This is a genomic window from Nocardiopsis sp. FR4 (assembly GCF_009830945.1).
In the GTDB taxonomy this organism is placed as follows: Bacteria; Actinomycetota; Actinomycetes; order Streptosporangiales; family Streptosporangiaceae; genus Nocardiopsis.
Genome location: NZ_VWVV01000026.1, coordinates 74,530 through 89,406 on the forward strand (window position 1 = coordinate 74,530; position 14,877 = coordinate 89,406).

A 14,877-nucleotide genomic window follows, 5' to 3' on the forward strand; every position below is an offset into this window, starting at 1 on the left:
CCCTGAATCCCTCCTGCGACTGCGAAATCTCAGAAGAGGTGTCTTCAGTATGTCCGATTACCCCCGTGACCTGTCCGGGTTGAGCGGCCCGGAACTGGTCCGCCTGCTGCTGGACGCGACCAACCCCCCGCCCACCACCGGCGCTGAGCGTGCGGAGTTCTTCGACTTCAAGGCCCGGGTGTTCGCCACGATCGCGGACCGGGACGAGAACCCTACGGCCGCGACCTTCGCCGCCCGCGCCCGTGCTGACCGTGACCGTCTCCTGGCCCAGATCGAGAACGAGAACGGCGGTGGCCAGCGATGATGCGCCAACCCAAGGTGGGGAGCGCTCAGTCCTCCCCGACCCTGCCGACCCCGGCCCAGGGCGTGCGGTGGACGACCCCGATCGTGGAAACCCCGGGGATCCTCGTCTTGGCCTCGTGGATCTGGCGACTGGTGTGGTTCCTTCTCACCCTGCCGTTCCGGTTCCCCGTCATGGTCGCCTGTCTGTCCGCCACGCTCGGGGCCTGGTGGTGGCTGGACTGGCTCGGCCTCGCCTCGCTGTGGGGTGCCGCTGCGGTGGTGTCCCTCATCTGGTGGCGGACCTGGCCCGGCTCCTACCGGACCTGTGTCACGTTCCGACTGTTGGCGTGGTGGCGGCACCTGTTCGTATACCGGCGGCACTGGCAACCGGTTCTGGTCATCTCTGGGCTGGCCGAGTCCTACCAGGAACGCCGCTACCTCCCCCGCATCCGCCGGGTCTCCTGCAACGCCTGGGCCGACTACGTCCGCGTCTCCCTGGTGGCCGGAACCTCCCCGGCCGACTTCGAGCACCGCGTCACCGAGCTGGCGCACGGTTTCGCGGCTCCCTCCTGCCGTGTGGTGGTCAACGGGCCTCGGGACATCACGTTGGAGTTCCCGAGACGGGACACCTTGGCCGAACCCCTGGACGCCCTGCCCGTGCCTGCCTCCCCGGACCTGGACGCGCTCCCGGTCGGTCAGCGGGAAGACGGCTCGCCGTGGCTGCTGCGGTTGCACGGAACCCACGTGCTCGTGGTCGGCGTGACCGGGGCCGGCAAGGGCTCGGTGATCTGGTCCACCATCCGCGCCATGCTCCCCGCCATCTCCGAGGGCACCGCGCAGGTGTGGGCGATCGACCCCAAACGCATGGAGCTGGCCTACGGACGGGGCCTGTTCGCCCACTACGCCGACACCGGCGAATCCGCAGTGGCCCTGCTCGAACGCGCTGTGACCTCGATGCAGGAGCGGGCCGAACGCTACGCGGGCAAACAGCGCTCCCACATCCCGACCACGGCTGACCCGTTTGTCGTGGTGCTGCTCGATGAGGTGGCTTTTCTGACCGCCTACCACCCCGACCGGGACGTGCGCCGTCGCGCGGAGAACGCCATAGCCACCCTGACCTCACAAGGCCGCTCGGTCGGCTTCGCGGTCTTGGCCGCTCTCCAGGACCCGCGCAAGGAGGTCATGAACCTCCGGAACCTGTTCCCGGACAAGGTGGCCCTGAGGTTGGACGAGGCGTCCCAGGTGGACATGGTTCTTGGTGAGGGCGCCCGGGAGCGGGGTGCTGAGGCGCACCTGATCGACGCCGCCTTGCCCGGTGTGGCCTATGTCCGCCTGGAAGGCTCCCCGTCCCCAGTAAGGGTGCGGGCCGCGTACGTCTCGGACGAGGACATCACGACCATGGCGGCTGCCTACGGAGTGGATTCCGGCTCGGTGGGTGGTGCCTCATGATGGCGGTCCGTGCGAGCTTCGAAGAAATCCCACGTCCACAAGGCGGTCACGGAAACAGTGGCGACGATGAGTGCCCACCAGATGTGGCCGGAGCCGAGCAGGAGGAACACCGCGACGAATTGGGCGGCCCACAGCAGGCTCCGGAGGTGCATGGGCAGAGCCTAGAGCGTCTTCCAGCGGGCAACCAGAGCCGGGTGGTGCTCTGATGCCGACTCCTACCGGTAAGTCCACCCGTGCTGAACGCCTCGCGCAACCGCTCGCGCGTGAGGTGGCCGAACAGGTCGCTGCCGACCACGGTGTGTGCATCCGCCCCGTCTCCCTCCGTCGCACCGATATCGCTACTGGTGCCACCGAGGTGATCGACGTCCCGTGCGGATCCACGCTGGAATCCCGGTGCCCGGCCTGCGCCAAGCGGAAGCGGTCGCTGCGGCGCTCCCAGTGTGAAGAGGGCTGGCACCTGGCCGAGGAACCCGTGGTGAAACCTGATCCGCCGTCCGAGGAACAGCGCGGATGGGTGGAACAGCGGGCGATGGTCACCGCCGAACGGGACCGCCTCGCCGCCACCGGGGCCGCTGACCCGGAACAGCTCTCGGCTCTGGATGCGGCGATCGCGGACCTGGACGAGGAGATCACCGCATCCGGCCTACGTGGCTCCGTCACCCGCTCCGCTGACTCCTCGGGCTCGTCGAGGTCGCGTCGGGTGCGCTCGACCAAGCGGCGTCTGGACGTGCCTGACCTGCCCAAGCGTCCCATGACCCGTAAGACGGTCGGTCGGGCCTTCACCGATCCGAACTCGGGGAAGGTGTTCCGGCCCTCGCTGTTCATCACCCTGACCCTGGACTCCTACGGTCGGGTGCGCTCGGACGGAACCCCGGTCGATCCCTCGACGTACGACTATCGCCGTGCCGCTCGGGACGCGCTGCACTTCTCCAAGCTCGTGGATCGGTTCGTGCAGAACCTGCGCAGGGTCGCGGGGTTCGATGTCCAGTACTTCGCGGCTGTGGAACCCCAACGGCGCTTGGCCCCGCACCTGCACATGGCCACCCGGGGCACGATTCCCCGGGCGGAGCTGCGCCAGATCGCCGCCGCGACCTACCACCAGGTGTGGTGGCCTGCCGCCGACACGGTCCGCTTCGAGGGGGACCACCTGCCCGAGTGGGACGAGGCGACAGGGTCCTATGTCGACACGTCGACCGGCGAAGTGTTGCCCACCTGGGACGAGGCTTTGGATGCCCTCGACGCTGACCCGGACGCCGAACCCTTCCACGTGGTGCGGTTCGGTCGACAGGTCGACGCCAAAGGAGTCGTAGCCGGTTCCGAGGACGCCGCGCGGTGTGTGCGCTACCTGGCGAAGTACCTGACCAAGGACATCGCCGAGTGCCATGCCGCCGAGATAGTTCGCCAGGAACAGCACGTGGACCGTCTCCTGGACGCGCTCCGCTTCGAGCCGTGCTCGCCCCGGTGCGCGAACTGGCTGCGCTACGGCATCCAACCCGATCAGGCCAAAGCCGGACTGCGCCCCGGATTCTGCCGGTCCAAGGCTCATCGTCGTGAGCACTTGGGCTATGCGGGCCGTCGCGTCCTGGTCTCGCGCAAGTGGTCGGGAAAGACACTCGCCGATCACAAGGCGGACCGGCTCGCCTGGGTCCTCAACGCCCTCGGCGTCGACCCGGCCAACGAGGACCAGGGCGACGAGGAGACCCCACGTCCCCCGGTGCTGGCCTCGGTCTCCTCCGGCTCCTTCGAATGGGAGTTGGCCAGACCCACCGACCCGGACGTGGCCCCTCGGGAGCAACGCCTCCTCCGGGCTGTGGGCGAAGCCCTCAAACGCCGCGCCCAACTCGACACCGCACGGCGGAACGATCTTTCGGCAACATACGACGAGAGGGCCGCATGACCCCCGCACCCACCACACCGACCCCTCCCAGACCTCGCCCTGAGGCTGCCCTCTGGTCGGTCAAGGATGCCGCCGCCTACCTCCAGGTGCCTCCCAAGACGCTCTATGAGTGGCGCTACAAGGGTGACGGTCCTCCCTCCCACCGGATCGGCCGGTACGTGCGCTACGTGCCCGCCGAGGTCCGCGCCTGGGTCACCTCCCGCTGACTCCACCCTCCACCCCCTGAAAGGAACTCCCATGGCCCGTGCGTGGGTCTACGACCGCACCAAGGACAAGGCGTACGTGGAGGCGGTGAAGAAGGCCAAGGCGACCAGGCGCACGCCTCCCGCGCGCTGGATGGTCCGCTACTACGACCCCTCCGGGAAGATCAAGAGCGGCGGCACCTTCAAGAAGAAGCCGGACGCGGAGAAGAAGCAGACCGAGATCGAGAACAGCCTTCACGAGGGCTCCTACCGCAACCCGCACGATGCCAAGGTCACCGTGGCGGAGATGGCTGAGAAGTGGTTGAGCACCCGCACCGACATCAAGCGCTCTACCTGGTGGAAGTACCGGGGGCTTCTCGACGCGCACGTGCTGCCGCGCTGGGGAGAACTCCCGATCTCGGCGGTGTACTCGGAAGACGTCGCCGTGTGGGTGGCCGAACTCCAAAAGCCGCGGGACGAGGGCGGGGCCAACCTCGGAGCCTCCCAGACCAGGCACGCCTACGGCGTCCTCTCCATGGTCCTGGAGTGGTGCGTTCCTCGACGGCTCCCCGCCAACCCCGCCCGGGGCGTCCCGCTTCCGAAGCCGAGTGAGGCCGAACACGTCTACCTCGATCACCGCCAGGTGGAAGCGCTGGCGGACGCGGCCGGATCACTGCGCACCAAGTACGGCCAGATCGCCGCCGCCGCGAACATCAACCGGCCGTTGATCCTGCTCCTGGCCTACACCGGCCTGCGCTTCAACGAAGCCGCCGCGCTCCGGGTGGGCAGGGTCGACCTGGACCGGCGGCGCATCCGGGTCGTGACGGCCTTCGCCGAGGTGGAGGGCAAGCTTGTGGAACAGTCCCCCAAGACGGGCAAGAGCCGGACCGTCCCCATCCCCGCGTCCCTCGTCGCCGAGCTGCTTCCGCTCGTGCGGGGGCGTGCGGAATCGGATCTGGTGTTCACCACCAAGCGGGGGAGTGAGGTGCGTCTGCGCAACTGGCGCAACCGGGAGTTCGGCAAGGCCGTGAAGGCGGCGGGTCTGGACGGGCTCGGGCTCACACCCCATAAGCTCCGCCACACCGCCGCGTCCCTGGCGATCGCCGCCGGGGCCGACGTGAAGGTGGTTCAGGCGATGCTCGGACACGCCACGGCCACGATGACCCTGGACCGGTACGGGCATCTCTTCCCTGATCGCCTGGACGAGGTCGCCGAGGCGATGGACGCCGCGCGGCTGCGGGTGCTCGCCGCCTGACCAACAGAACGGCCAACCTCCGCCATGTGCAATGAATGTGCACTGCGGTCCTGAGGGCTCCAAGCCCGGAAAACGAAGAACGGGTGCCCACCTGCGTGGACACCCGTTCCTTTGTCGGGGTGGCGGGATTTGAACCCACGACCTCTTCGTCCCGAACGAAGCGCGCTGCCAAGCTGCGCTACACCCCGAAGCAACGTCCCCAAGTCTAACGGACGCCGGGAGTGCTCGCGCACGCTTTTTCGCCGGGGTTCAGGAGGAGGCCACGAGGTCCAGCAGTGAGGCCTCCGGGCGGCAGCAGAACCGCACCGGGGCGTACGGGGAGGTGCCCAGGCCGCCTGACACGTGCAGCCACGCGTCGCCGTACTCGTGCAGTCCCCAGGCGCGCCTGCGGTCGATGCCGCAGTTGGTGACCAGGGTCCCGTAGAACGGCAGGCACAGCTGGCCGCCGTGCGTGTGCCCGGCCAGCAGCAGCTGGTAGCCGTCGGCCGCGAACCGGTCCAGGTTGGCCGGCTCCGGCGAGTGCAGCACCCCCAGGCGCAGGGCCGCCGAGGGGTCCGCCCGACCCGCCACCTTCTCGTACCGGTCCAGCTTGATGTGGGAGTCGTGCACCCCGGCCAGGGCGACGTCGAGGCCGCCCGCCCGCAGGGAGCCCTTCCGGTTGTTCAGGTCCAGCCAGCCCGCCGAGGACATGGCCCCGCCCAGCTCGCGCCAGGGCAGGTCCGGCACCCGGCGCTTGTTGTAGTCGTCCTTGCTGGTCCGCCACAGGTAGCGGGCCGGATTCTTCGGCTGCGGCGAGAACAGGTCGTTGGACCCGTACACGAACGCGCCCGGCAGGTCGAGCAGCGGCCCGAGGGCCTCGAGGAACGGACCCACGGCCCGGGGGTGGGCCAGGGAGTCGCCCGTGTTGACCACCAGGTCCGGCTCGTGCTCCGCCAGCCCCCGGATCCAGTCGATGAGCATCCTGCGGCCCGGCGTGAGGTGCGCGTCGGACAGGTGCAGGATCCGCAGCCGCGGGCTGCCGGGCGGCAGCAGCGGCAGCTCGTAGCGGCGCAGCCGGAACCAGTTGCGCTCGATGACCGAGGCGTACACCAGCCCCGCCGCTCCGACGGCGCCCGTGATGGCGGCCGCGCGCCCCACCCGGCGCAGGAGTCGTCTGTTGTCGGCGCCCATCGCCCTCCTTCGTTGTCGCGAACGATCGTCGCAGATCCGGCGGCCCCCGCGCGCAAACCGTTGGTGGGCCGCGGAGCCGCCGCCGTAGGATCGGTGCATGTCCGAACTCAAAGACCGCCTCAAGAACGACCTGACCACCGCCATCAAGGCGCGTGACAAGGTGCGCACGGCCACGCTGCGCATGGTCCTGGCCGCCATCTCCACCGAGGAGTCCTCCGGTAGCTCCCAGCGCTCCCTCGGTGACGAGGAGATCGTCCGGCTGCTGACCCGCGAGGCCAAGAAGCGGCGCGAGGCGGCCGAGGCGTTCGACAAGGGCGGCCGTCCCGAACAGGCCGAGGCGGAGCGGGCCGAGAGCGAGGTCATCTCCGACTACCTGCCCAAGCAGCTCACGGACGAGGAGCTGACCCGGCTGGTGGCCGAGGCCGTCGTGGAGACCGGCGTCGACAGCCCCAAGGCCATGGGCCAGGTCATGAAGGCCCTCAACCCCCGGGTGGCGGGCCGGGCCGAGGGCTCCCGCGTGGCCGCCGAGGTCAAGCGCCAGCTCTCCGGACGGCTCTGACGACACGCGGAGGGGGCGGCGGGAACACCCCGCCGCCCCCTCCGCGTGTGCGCTAGTCGCCCTCCCGGAACGAGGGACTCGACGCGGGTCGGACCGGGTACCAGTCCTCGTCGTCCTCGGTTCCGCTCGCGGTTCCGCCTCCGCGGCTCAGGAACACGTTCACCGTGGCCCCTTCCGGCAGCCGCGTGCCCGGGTCGGGGTTGACCGCGGCCACCGCGCCCTCCGGCTCGGTGGAGCGCACCCGGGTCCCGGACACGTTCACCGTGTAGCCCGCGGCCTCCAGGGCGTTCACCGCGGCCGCCTCGGACAGACCGATGACGTTCGGCACGCCGCCGTCGTCACTGGCCGGGCTGGCGTCCTCGTCGTTCTCCCGCTGGGGAGGACGCGGCATGGAGGTGGAGCCGAACCTCGACGGCGCCGAGGCCAGCTGTTCGACCTCCACGCCCTCGTGGGCGCCCCGCATGGTCTCCTGCCAGATCGGCCCGGGGATCGTCGCGCCGTAGACCACGCCGTAGGGCCGACCGCCGAGCGTGATGTTGCGCAGCGGGTACTGCTGGGGACCGCGCGGGTCGCCGACGAAGACCGCGCCCGCCATCTGCGGGGTGAACCCGGCGAACCAGGCCGCCGCGGAGCCGTCGGTGGTGCCGGTCTTGCCCGCGGCCGGGCGGCCGATGCCCAGGTTGCTCGCGGTGCCGCCGTGGAAGGTCTGGGACAGCAGGTAGCTGACCCCGTTGGCCACGTCCTCGTCGATGGCCCGCGAGCACTCCGGCTCGATCTCGATCGTGGTGCCCGACTGCTGGTCCTCGATCCGGCTGATCGCCTGCGGCTCGCAGTAGATCCCGCCCGAGGCGAAGGTGGCGTAGGCGTTGGCCACCCGCAGCGGGGAGACCTCCTCGCTGCCCAGCGTGAAGCTGCTGTTGGCCAGGGAGTTCTCGTTCTCGGTGAACAGGGTCCCGTCCGCGCGCTTGAGCCCGAGCTTCTCCGCCATCTTCATCACGTCGCAGATGCCCACCTGGCGCTGCAGCTGCGCGAAGTAGGTGTTGGACGAGGCCTTGGTGCCGGAGACCATGTTGTGGGTGGTGTCGGCGCCGGTGTCCCCGGAGTTCTTGGGTGTCCACGTGCTCAGCGTGCCGCCGTTGCAGCTGCGCTGGCCCGAGATCGACACCTGGGACGGGGAGTTGAACGCGGTGCTGAACGGCATCCCCTCGTCCAGGGCGGCGGCCAGCGTGATCGCCTTGAACGTCGACCCGGCCTGGAAGCCGTTGCTTCCGCCCCGGTCCGCGTCGGTGGCGAAGTTGATCGAGGTCTCGCCGAGCTTGCTCTCGTCGGGCCCGTAGTTGCGGCTCTGCACCATGCCCAGGATCCGGCCGGTGCCCGGCTCGATGACCACCTCGGCCGCGACCTTGCGGGACTCGTTCGTGCGCGGCACCCACTTGTCCACGGCCGCCTGCGCCGACTGCTGGGTCTGCGGTTCGAGCGTGGTGTGGATCTCCAGGCCGGCGGTGCGCAGCCAGCGCGCCCGCTCGGTCTCGTTGGGGCCGAAGCGCTCGTCCTGCTCGATCTCCTGCACCACGTAGTCGCAGAAGAACGGCTGGCCGCTGGGCACGCACCCGTTGGGCGGCGTGGACAGGTCCAGCTCCATCGGCTCTTCCTTGGCCTCGGCGGCCTCGGCCTCGGTGATGGCGCCGGTGGCCACCATCCGGTCCAGGACCACGTTGCGGCGCTCGATGGTCTGCTCGGGGAAGAAGCGGGGGTTGTAGAGGTAGGGGTAGCGGACCAGGCCCGCGATGGTCGCGGCCTGGTGCAGCTCCAGGTCGCTGGCGGGCACCTGGAAGAAGTGCTGCGCGGCGGATTCGACCCCGTAGGCGCCGTCGCTGAAGTAGGCGATGTTGAGGTAGCCCTCGAGGATCTCGTCCTTGGACATCCTCTGCTCCAGGGCCACGGCGTAGCGCAGCTCCCGGATCTTGCGGGCGATGGTCTCCTCGCGCGCCTCGTCGAGCTCCTCCTGGGAGGTGGCCGCCTCGATCTGCACGTTCTTCACGTACTGCTGGGTGATGGAGGAGGCGCCCTGGGTGTTGCCGCCGACGGTGCGCACCGCGGCGCGCAGGGTGCCCGCCACGTCCAGGCCGCCGTGCTCGTAGAAGTGGGAGTCCTCGATGGCGAGGATCGCGTCGATCATCACCGGCGCGACGTCGTCGAGCTCGACCAGCTCACGGTTCTGGTCGAAGATCTCGGCGATGACACCGCCCTCGCTGTCGTAGATCGTGGATCTCTGCGGCGGCGGCGGAGTTTCGAGATTGCTGGGCATGTCCAGGAAGCCGCTGGCCACGTTGCGCGCCGTGATGCCCAGTCCCCCGACCGCGGGGAGGGCCAGCGCGGCCACGAGAAGACCCGCGATGACGCCGACGACGACCAGTTGGCTGATTCTTTGAAGCAATGTCCCCTGACCCACCCCATCAGACTAGGTGACCACGAACGGGCGAAGTGGTGCGATGTGGAACGGATGATGCGCGAACGCGCAGAAACGCCCGCGGCGTATCGCGGGCTGTGCCCCCATGCCATCTTTTCATGCTTATCGCAGACCAATCGCCCCGCGGTTCGCCGGTACGGGGAGCCGCGCGTCCGGCGCACGGAGCTACTGGGCCCCTCCGCAATGGCCCGAGCGGACCATATTCGTTGGGACGGAAAGTAGGTCGAGTGGGTTCTGTCGGCGAGGCGCACAGGACCGTAACTTTCTGAGCAGTGGGGTGGGCGTGAGGCATCGCACCCCAGGCGGCGGCGGGAGCCCACCGTGCCCTCCCGCACGACCGGGGCGCACGGGGCTCGGGTGTACCGGGGACCCCACCCGGAGGCCCCGTCGGCGCCGGGTGCGCACACAGGGGAGCAGGGAATGTGGATCGACCAGTGGACGACCAGAGCGCTGTGCCGACGTTTGGATCCGGACGCGCTGTTCGTCCAGGGCGCCGCGCAGCACCGCGCCAAGCTCATCTGCCGGGGCTGCCCGGTACGCACTGAGTGCCTGGCCGACGCCCTCGACAACCGGGTCGAGTTCGGCGTCTGGGGCGGCATGACCGAGCGCGAGCGGCGCGCCCTGCTGCGCAAGCACCCCGAGGTCACCCGGTGGCGGCCCCTCCTGGAGGAGGCCGACCGCGAGGGCGCGGACGACCTCGCCCGCTACGCCGCCGTGCACGCCGAGGGTTCCTCCGCGGCCTGAGCCCCGGCCCTACCGGCCCCGGGCGGCCGCGGCCAGGGCCGCGCCGATCGTGCGCAGCCCCGCCAGGTCGTGCACGTCCTCGGGCAGCGCGGCCACCTCGGCCACCGGAACACCGGGGTGGGCGGACAGCAGGGCGTCCCGCAACCGGTTCTCGCGTTCGCGGGTGCGGACCCTGTCCGCGTGCAGCCGCAGCGCCGCGGACGCCAGCGGGTGCGAGCCCGAGCGCTCCAGCGACTCCGCGGCGGCCACCGCCCGCCCGGCGTCCAGCGCGGCGGCCGGACCTTCCGGCAGGGGGTGGGCCCGGTTCACCACCAGCCCGCCCAGGGGCATGGAGTCGGCGGCCAGCCGCTCGACGAAGTAGGCCGCCTCGCGCATCGCGTCCGTGTCCGGGACGGCCACCACCACGAACGCGGTGCCCGGGGCCTGGAGCAGCCGGTAGGTGCGCTCCGCACGCTCCTGGAACCCGCCGAACACCGTCTCGAAGGCCGCCACGAACGCCCGCAGGTCGTTGAGGAGCTGGGCGCCCACGATCCGCCCGATCGCCGACGTCACCATGCCGACGCCGGCGCCGAGCAGCCGGAACGCCCCGGTGCTGGCCGGGGCGCCCAGGAAGCGGATCAGCCGTCCGTCCAGGAACCGGCCCAGCCGCTTGGGCGCGTCCAGGAAGTCCAGGGCGGAGCGGCTGGGCGGGGTGTCCACCACGATCAGGTCCCAGTCCCCCGACTGGCGCAGCTGCCCCAGCTTCTCCATGGCCATGTACTCCTGCGTGCCGGAGAAGCTCGTGGACAGGGTCCGGTAGAAGGGGTTGGCCAGGATCTGCCGGGCCCGCTCGGGGTCGGCGTGCTCCTCGACCACCTCGTCGAAGGTCCGCTTCATGTCGAGCATCATCGCGTGCAGGCTGCCCGCGGCTCCCTCGGGCAGGGGCACGGGACGCGGGGTGTTGTCCAGCGACTCCAGCCCCAGCGACTGCGCCAGCCGCCGCGCGGGGTCCACGGTGATCACCACGGCCCGCCGTCCGCGCTCGGCGGCGCGCAGCCCCAGCGCCGCGGCGGTGGTGGTCTTGCCGACCCCGCCCGCGCCGCAGCACACGAGGATCCGCGTCACGGGGTCGTCCACGAGCGCGTCCACGTCCCACGGCTCCGGGGCGCTCACCGGCGCACCCCCTGTTCGGAGAGGCGCCGCGCCAGGAGCTCCAGGGCGGCGCGGTCCACACCGCCCTCCAGCAGGGGCAGTTCCAGCAGCGGGCGGCCCAGCGCCTCCAGTTCGGCGCGCATCCGGCGCTCCAGGCCCACGCGCAGGGCGTGCGCCCGGACCTCCCCCGCCAGCGCGGCCGCGAGTTCCCCGGGGTGTTCCAGGCCGGCCTCCTTCAGCCCGGCGGAGAGCGCGTCGGTGTCCGCGCCGTCCGCCGACGCGGCGGCGGCCAGGTCGGCCTCCGCCAGCAGCGGCGGCCGCACCATGTTCACCAGCACCGTGCCCACCGGGATCCCCAGCCCGGCCAGTTCGGCGATGCCCTCCCGTGTCTCCTGCACGGGCATCTCCTCCAACAGGGACACGAAGTGCACGCGCGTCTGCGCGGAGCGGATGACCTCCATGACCCGGTCCGCGTGGTTGCGGACCGGTCCCACCCGGGCCAGGCCCGCGACCTCGGAGTTCACGTTGAGGAACCGGGCGATCCGGCCGGTGGGCGGCGCGTCCATCACCACGGCGTCGTAGTGGAACGGGGCCGTGGCGGGCGCGTCGGCGGACCTGCGGCGCGCGCCCCGGCGCCGCCGCACCGCCTCGGTGGCCTTGCCGGTGAGCAGGACGTCGCGCAGGCCGGGGGCGATGGTGGTGGCGAAGTCCACGGCGCCGAGCCTGTTCAGCGCCTGACCGGCCCGGCGCATGCCGTAGAACATCTCCAGGTACTCCAGCAGCGCCGCCTCGGGGTCGGCGGCCAGGACGCACACCGTGCCGCCGCCGGGCACGGAGAGCATCTCCCGCTCCTCGTAGGGCAGCGGCGGCACCCCGAGCAGGGTGGCGAGGCCCTGACGGCCCTCCACCTCGACCAGCAGCACCCGCCCGCCGTCGGCGGCCAGCGCCCGCGCCAGCGCCGCGGCCGCCGTGGTCTTCCCCGTCCCGCCCTTGCCGGTGACGATGTGCAGTCGTGCCCTCGCGTCCGCCGGGGGCCGCGGTCCGTGCTCGCCCTCGCTCACCCCAGGGAGTCTACGCGCGCCCGCGCCCGCCGTTCCGGAGGCCGCCGGGCGCGGGCGCGGGCGGGGCGCCCGGGTGAGTAAGGTGGCGGCGTTGACGTGCGGTGCCCCGGTATCCGGACGGGGACACCGGTGGACGAGTAGGGGTGGACTCATGAGCAAGTGGGAGTACCAGACCGTGGCGCTGCTGTCGCACGCCACCAAGCAGATCCTGGACAACTGGGGCGCGGACGGCTGGGAGCTGGTCTCGGTCGTGCCCGCCCCGCTGCCGGAGGGCACCGACCCCCGCAACCAGCAGTACGTGGCGTACATGAAGCGGGAGCTGTGATGGCCACCCCCGAGGAGCGGATCGCCCAGCTGGGGCTGACCCTGCCCGAGGTCGCGGCGCCGGTGGCCTCGTACACGCCGACGGTGCGCAGCGGAGACCACGTGTACGTGTCGGGGCAGCTGCCCTTCGTGGAGGGCAGGCTGCCCGCCACGGGCAAGGTGGGCGCCGAGGTCAGTCCGGAGACCGCCCAGGAGCTGGCGGCCCTGTGCGCCCTCAACGCCGTCGCCGCGGTGCGCGCGGAGGTCGGCGAGCTGTCCAACGTGGTGCGGGTGGTGAAGGTGGGCGGTTTCGTGGCCAGCGCCCCCGACTTCACCGGCCACCCCGGCGTGGTCAACGGCGCCAGCGACCTGCTCGCGGAGGTCTTCGGTGACGCCGGGGTGCACGCCCGCGCCGCCGTGGGCGTGGCGTCCCTGCCGCTGGACGCCCCCGTCGAGGTCGAGATGATCGTCGAGGTCCGCTGAGCGTTGCCCCGCCCCTCCCCGGGTACGCGCCCGGGGAGGGGCCCCGACCCGGGAGGTAGTCCATGCACGACGGTCCGGTCCCCGAGGGCGCCGACCGGGGCGCCCGGCCCCGTCCGGCCGCCACGGTCATGCTGCTGCGCCCCGCGGGCTCCCCGGGGGCCCGCGACGGGGCGGACGGCCCCATGGAGGTCCTGCTCATGCGCCGGGTCCGCTCCATGGGCTTCGCGCCCGGGGCCTACGTCTTCCCCGGAGGGCGGGTGGACGGGCGCGACGCCGACGGCGGCGTCCCCTGGACCGGCCCGGGGCCCGAGGAGTGGGCGCGCACGCTCGGCACCGACGTGCCGGCGGCGCGCGCGCTCGTGTGCGCGGCGGTCCGGGAGACCTTCGAGGAGACCGGGGTCCTCCTGGCCAGCGAGCCCGAGCGCGCGGACGAGGGGGCCATCACCCTGGACACCTCCCCGGAGGACTGGGAACGGGACCGGCTGGGGCTGATCGACCGCTCCCGCTCCTTCACGGAGGTCCTGTCCCGGCGCGGTCTGGTCCTGCGCTCGGAGTGGCTGCGGGCGTGGTCGCGGTGGATCACCCCGCGCGCCGAGCCGCGCCGCTACGACACGTGGTTCTTCGCCGCCGAGCTCCCGCCGGGGCAGGTTCCCCGGGACGTGGGCGGCGAGGCCGACCTGAGCCTGTGGACCGACCCGGCCGCGGTCGCCGCCGAGTGGGAGGCGGGCCGGATGCCGATGCTGCCGCCCACGGTGGCGTCCTGCGCCGAACTCGCCCGGTGCCGGACCCTCCGAGGTGTGCGGGAGGCCCGTCGGGATATCGTCCCCATTGAACCGGTCGTCCGGAAGGTCGGCGGCCAACTCCGCGTGGTCGTGCCGAACGGTGTCGACTATCCTCTGCCGAAACCCGGCGCGACCCCCTGAGGCGCCGCCCCGCGCCGAGGCGCGGCCCAGCGGGTCGTCCCCGTCCCCCGGCGCCCCCTGTTCCGGTTCGGTGAGCGAAGCGAGGTGCGATGAGGATCGACGGTTCCGGGACACTGCGCGCCAGCTGCGTGCTGTGCCCCAATCCCGGCCCGATGACGCTGGAGGGCACCAACACCTGGATCCTCCGGGAACCGGGTGCGCGCGGGGTCGTGGTCGTCGACCCCGGCCCGCACGACGAGCGGCACCTGGAGAGGGTGGCGCGGACGGTGCAGGAGCAGGGGGCGCAGGTCCTCATGGCCGTGGTGACCCACCGCCACCCCGACCACGGCGAGGGAGCCCGGTACTTCTCGGAGCTGACCGGGGCCCCGGTGCACGCGGTCGACCCGGCCGCCCGGGTCGGCGGGCGCCGCCTGGACGACGGGGAGGTCCTGGAGGCCGACGGCCTGTGCCTGCGGGTGATCGCCACCCCGGGGCACACCGACGACTCCGTGTGCCTGCTGCTGGAGGCCGACAACACCATCCTGACCGGTGACACGGTCCTGGGGCACGGCACGACGGTGATCGACGGCGACGACGGACTGGGCCCCTACATGGACTCGCTGTACCGGCTGCGCGACCTCGTGCGCGAGTACGACGTGCGCACGCTGCTGCCCGGACACGGGCCCATCCTCACGTCGCCCGCCACGGTGCTGGACTCCTACGTCACCCACCGGGAGTCGCGCCTGCGCCAGGTGCTGGACGCGGTGCGCGCGGGGGCGACCGGGGTCGAGGAGATCGTGGACCGGGTCTACCCGGACGTCACCGAGCGGATCCGCTTCGCGGCCGCCTCGTCGGTGCGCGCCCAGCTGCGCTACCTCGCGGCGCGCGGAGAGCTGCCCGAGGGCGTCGAGTCCTAGGGCGCGGGCGGAGCGCCGTTCCCCCGGGGGCGCGGGTACGGCGCTGTGGCCGCCCTCCCCGGGGGGGATGAG

General features: G+C 71.7%; 15 protein-coding genes and 1 tRNA gene. 11 read left to right on the forward strand and 5 right to left on the reverse strand.

Going from position 1 to position 14,877, the window contains the following annotated elements; genetic code table 11:
• Positions 1 to 49: 49 nt before the first annotated feature.
• The 5 genes from FYW95_RS21135 (at position 50) to FYW95_RS21155 (ending at position 5,065) form a co-directional block, all read left to right on the forward strand.
• Positions 50 to 304, forward strand: coding sequence for a hypothetical protein (locus FYW95_RS21135; protein ID WP_159944294.1), 255 nt, complete (start codon positions 50 to 52; stop codon positions 302 to 304).
• Positions 301 to 1,731: an FtsK/SpoIIIE domain-containing protein gene (locus FYW95_RS21140; protein ID WP_159944295.1), complete on the forward strand. Its 1,431-nt coding sequence runs from the start codon at positions 301 to 303 to the stop codon at positions 1,729 to 1,731. The genes FYW95_RS21135 and FYW95_RS21140 overlap by 4 nt, the downstream gene beginning before the upstream one ends.
• Before the next feature lie 205 nt (positions 1,732 to 1,936).
• Positions 1,937 to 3,628, forward strand: a complete 1,692-nt coding sequence (locus FYW95_RS21145) for a replication initiator (RefSeq protein ID WP_159944296.1) — start codon at positions 1,937 to 1,939, stop codon at positions 3,626 to 3,628.
• Entirely contained in the window at positions 3,625 to 3,834 is a 210-nt protein-coding gene (locus FYW95_RS21150; RefSeq protein WP_159944297.1) for a helix-turn-helix transcriptional regulator, read from the forward strand. Before FYW95_RS21145 ends, FYW95_RS21150 begins: the two co-directional genes overlap by 4 nt.
• 31 nt (positions 3,835 to 3,865) lie before the next feature.
• Positions 3,866 to 5,065 carry a tyrosine-type recombinase/integrase gene (locus tag FYW95_RS21155; RefSeq protein ID WP_159944298.1) on the forward strand — a complete coding sequence of 400 codons (1,200 nt, stop codon included), beginning with the start codon at positions 3,866 to 3,868 and terminating at the stop codon, positions 5,063 to 5,065.
• Between the two features lie 114 nt (positions 5,066 to 5,179).
• On the opposite strand, the gene FYW95_RS21160 is transcribed toward FYW95_RS21155, so the two are convergent.
• Together FYW95_RS21160 and FYW95_RS21165 are read right to left on the reverse strand one after the other, a co-directional pair.
• Positions 5,180 to 5,253 (reverse strand) — tRNA-Pro (locus tag FYW95_RS21160).
• 61 nt (positions 5,254 to 5,314) lie between these two features.
• Positions 5,315 to 6,235: a metallophosphoesterase gene (locus FYW95_RS21165; protein ID WP_159944299.1), complete on the reverse strand. Its 921-nt coding sequence runs from the start codon at positions 6,233 to 6,235 to the stop codon at positions 5,315 to 5,317.
• 97 nt (positions 6,236 to 6,332) lie between these two features.
• On the opposite strand from FYW95_RS21165, the gene FYW95_RS21170 reads away from it, so the two are divergent.
• A complete protein-coding gene (locus tag FYW95_RS21170; protein ID WP_159944300.1) occupies positions 6,333 to 6,794 on the forward strand; it encodes a GatB/YqeY domain-containing protein in 462 nt (153 codons plus the stop codon).
• Positions 6,795 to 6,846: 52 nt separating this feature from the next.
• On the opposite strand, the gene FYW95_RS21175 is transcribed toward FYW95_RS21170, so the two are convergent.
• A complete protein-coding gene (locus FYW95_RS21175) occupies positions 6,847 to 9,231 on the reverse strand; it encodes a penicillin-binding protein (protein WP_159944335.1) in 2,385 nt (794 codons plus the stop codon).
• A 453-nt stretch (positions 9,232 to 9,684) separates the two neighbouring features.
• On the opposite strand from FYW95_RS21175, the gene FYW95_RS21180 reads away from it, so the two are divergent.
• Complete coding sequence (locus FYW95_RS21180; protein ID WP_159944301.1) at positions 9,685 to 10,008, forward strand: WhiB family transcriptional regulator; 324 nt, start codon at positions 9,685 to 9,687, stop codon at positions 10,006 to 10,008.
• A gap of 9 nt (positions 10,009 to 10,017) precedes the next feature.
• Here FYW95_RS21180 and FYW95_RS21185 read toward each other — a convergent pair whose 3' ends face one another.
• Together FYW95_RS21185 and FYW95_RS21190 are read right to left on the reverse strand one after the other, a co-directional pair.
• Entirely contained in the window at positions 10,018 to 11,160 is a 1,143-nt protein-coding gene (locus tag FYW95_RS21185) for an ArsA family ATPase (protein WP_159944302.1), read from the reverse strand.
• A complete protein-coding gene (locus FYW95_RS21190) occupies positions 11,157 to 12,200 on the reverse strand; it encodes an ATPase BagA (RefSeq protein ID WP_159944303.1) in 1,044 nt (347 codons plus the stop codon). Before FYW95_RS21190 ends, FYW95_RS21185 begins: the two co-directional genes overlap by 4 nt.
• Positions 12,201 to 12,351: 151 nt before the next feature.
• Between FYW95_RS21190 and FYW95_RS21195 the strand changes: the two genes are divergently transcribed.
• The 4 genes from FYW95_RS21195 (at position 12,352) to FYW95_RS21210 (ending at position 14,805) form a co-directional block, all read left to right on the forward strand.
• A complete protein-coding gene (locus tag FYW95_RS21195; protein WP_013156298.1) occupies positions 12,352 to 12,525 on the forward strand; it encodes a Sp36 family protein in 174 nt (57 codons plus the stop codon).
• On the forward strand, positions 12,525 to 12,986 hold the full coding sequence (locus FYW95_RS21200) for a RidA family protein (RefSeq protein ID WP_159944304.1): 462 nt from the start codon (positions 12,525 to 12,527) through the stop codon (positions 12,984 to 12,986). The genes FYW95_RS21195 and FYW95_RS21200 overlap by 1 nt, the downstream gene beginning before the upstream one ends.
• 62 nt (positions 12,987 to 13,048) lie before the next feature.
• Positions 13,049 to 13,909 (forward strand): NUDIX hydrolase, encoded by an 861-nt coding sequence (locus FYW95_RS21205; protein WP_160050678.1) that lies wholly within the window; start codon positions 13,049 to 13,051, stop codon positions 13,907 to 13,909.
• Between the two features lie 89 nt (positions 13,910 to 13,998).
• Complete coding sequence (locus FYW95_RS21210; RefSeq protein ID WP_160050679.1) at positions 13,999 to 14,805, forward strand: MBL fold metallo-hydrolase; 807 nt, start codon at positions 13,999 to 14,001, stop codon at positions 14,803 to 14,805.
• Positions 14,806 to 14,877: the final 72 nt, after the last annotated feature.

Bases quoted from the DNA above. Each gene is read 5' to 3' on its own strand.
- FYW95_RS21135 (WP_159944294.1), top strand. From the start codon at position 50: ATGTCCGATTACCCCCGTGACCTGTCCGGGTTGAGCGGCCCGGAACTG.
- FYW95_RS21140 (WP_159944295.1), top strand. From the start codon at position 301: ATGATGCGCCAACCCAAGGTGGGGAGCGCTCAGTCCTCCCCGACCCTG.
- FYW95_RS21145 (WP_159944296.1), top strand. From the start codon at position 1,937: ATGCCGACTCCTACCGGTAAGTCCACCCGTGCTGAACGCCTCGCGCAA.
- FYW95_RS21150 (WP_159944297.1), top strand. From the start codon at position 3,625: ATGACCCCCGCACCCACCACACCGACCCCTCCCAGACCTCGCCCTGAG.
- FYW95_RS21155 (WP_159944298.1), top strand. From the start codon at position 3,866: ATGGCCCGTGCGTGGGTCTACGACCGCACCAAGGACAAGGCGTACGTG.
- FYW95_RS21165 (WP_159944299.1), bottom strand. From the start codon at position 6,235: ATGGGCGCCGACAACAGACGACTCCTGCGCCGGGTGGGGCGCGCGGCC.
- FYW95_RS21170 (WP_159944300.1), top strand. From the start codon at position 6,333: ATGTCCGAACTCAAAGACCGCCTCAAGAACGACCTGACCACCGCCATC.
- FYW95_RS21180 (WP_159944301.1), top strand. From the start codon at position 9,685: ATGTGGATCGACCAGTGGACGACCAGAGCGCTGTGCCGACGTTTGGAT.
- FYW95_RS21195 (WP_013156298.1), top strand. From the start codon at position 12,352: ATGAGCAAGTGGGAGTACCAGACCGTGGCGCTGCTGTCGCACGCCACC.
- FYW95_RS21200 (WP_159944304.1), top strand. From the start codon at position 12,525: ATGGCCACCCCCGAGGAGCGGATCGCCCAGCTGGGGCTGACCCTGCCC.
- FYW95_RS21205 (WP_160050678.1), top strand. From the start codon at position 13,049: ATGCACGACGGTCCGGTCCCCGAGGGCGCCGACCGGGGCGCCCGGCCC.
- FYW95_RS21210 (WP_160050679.1), top strand. From the start codon at position 13,999: ATGAGGATCGACGGTTCCGGGACACTGCGCGCCAGCTGCGTGCTGTGC.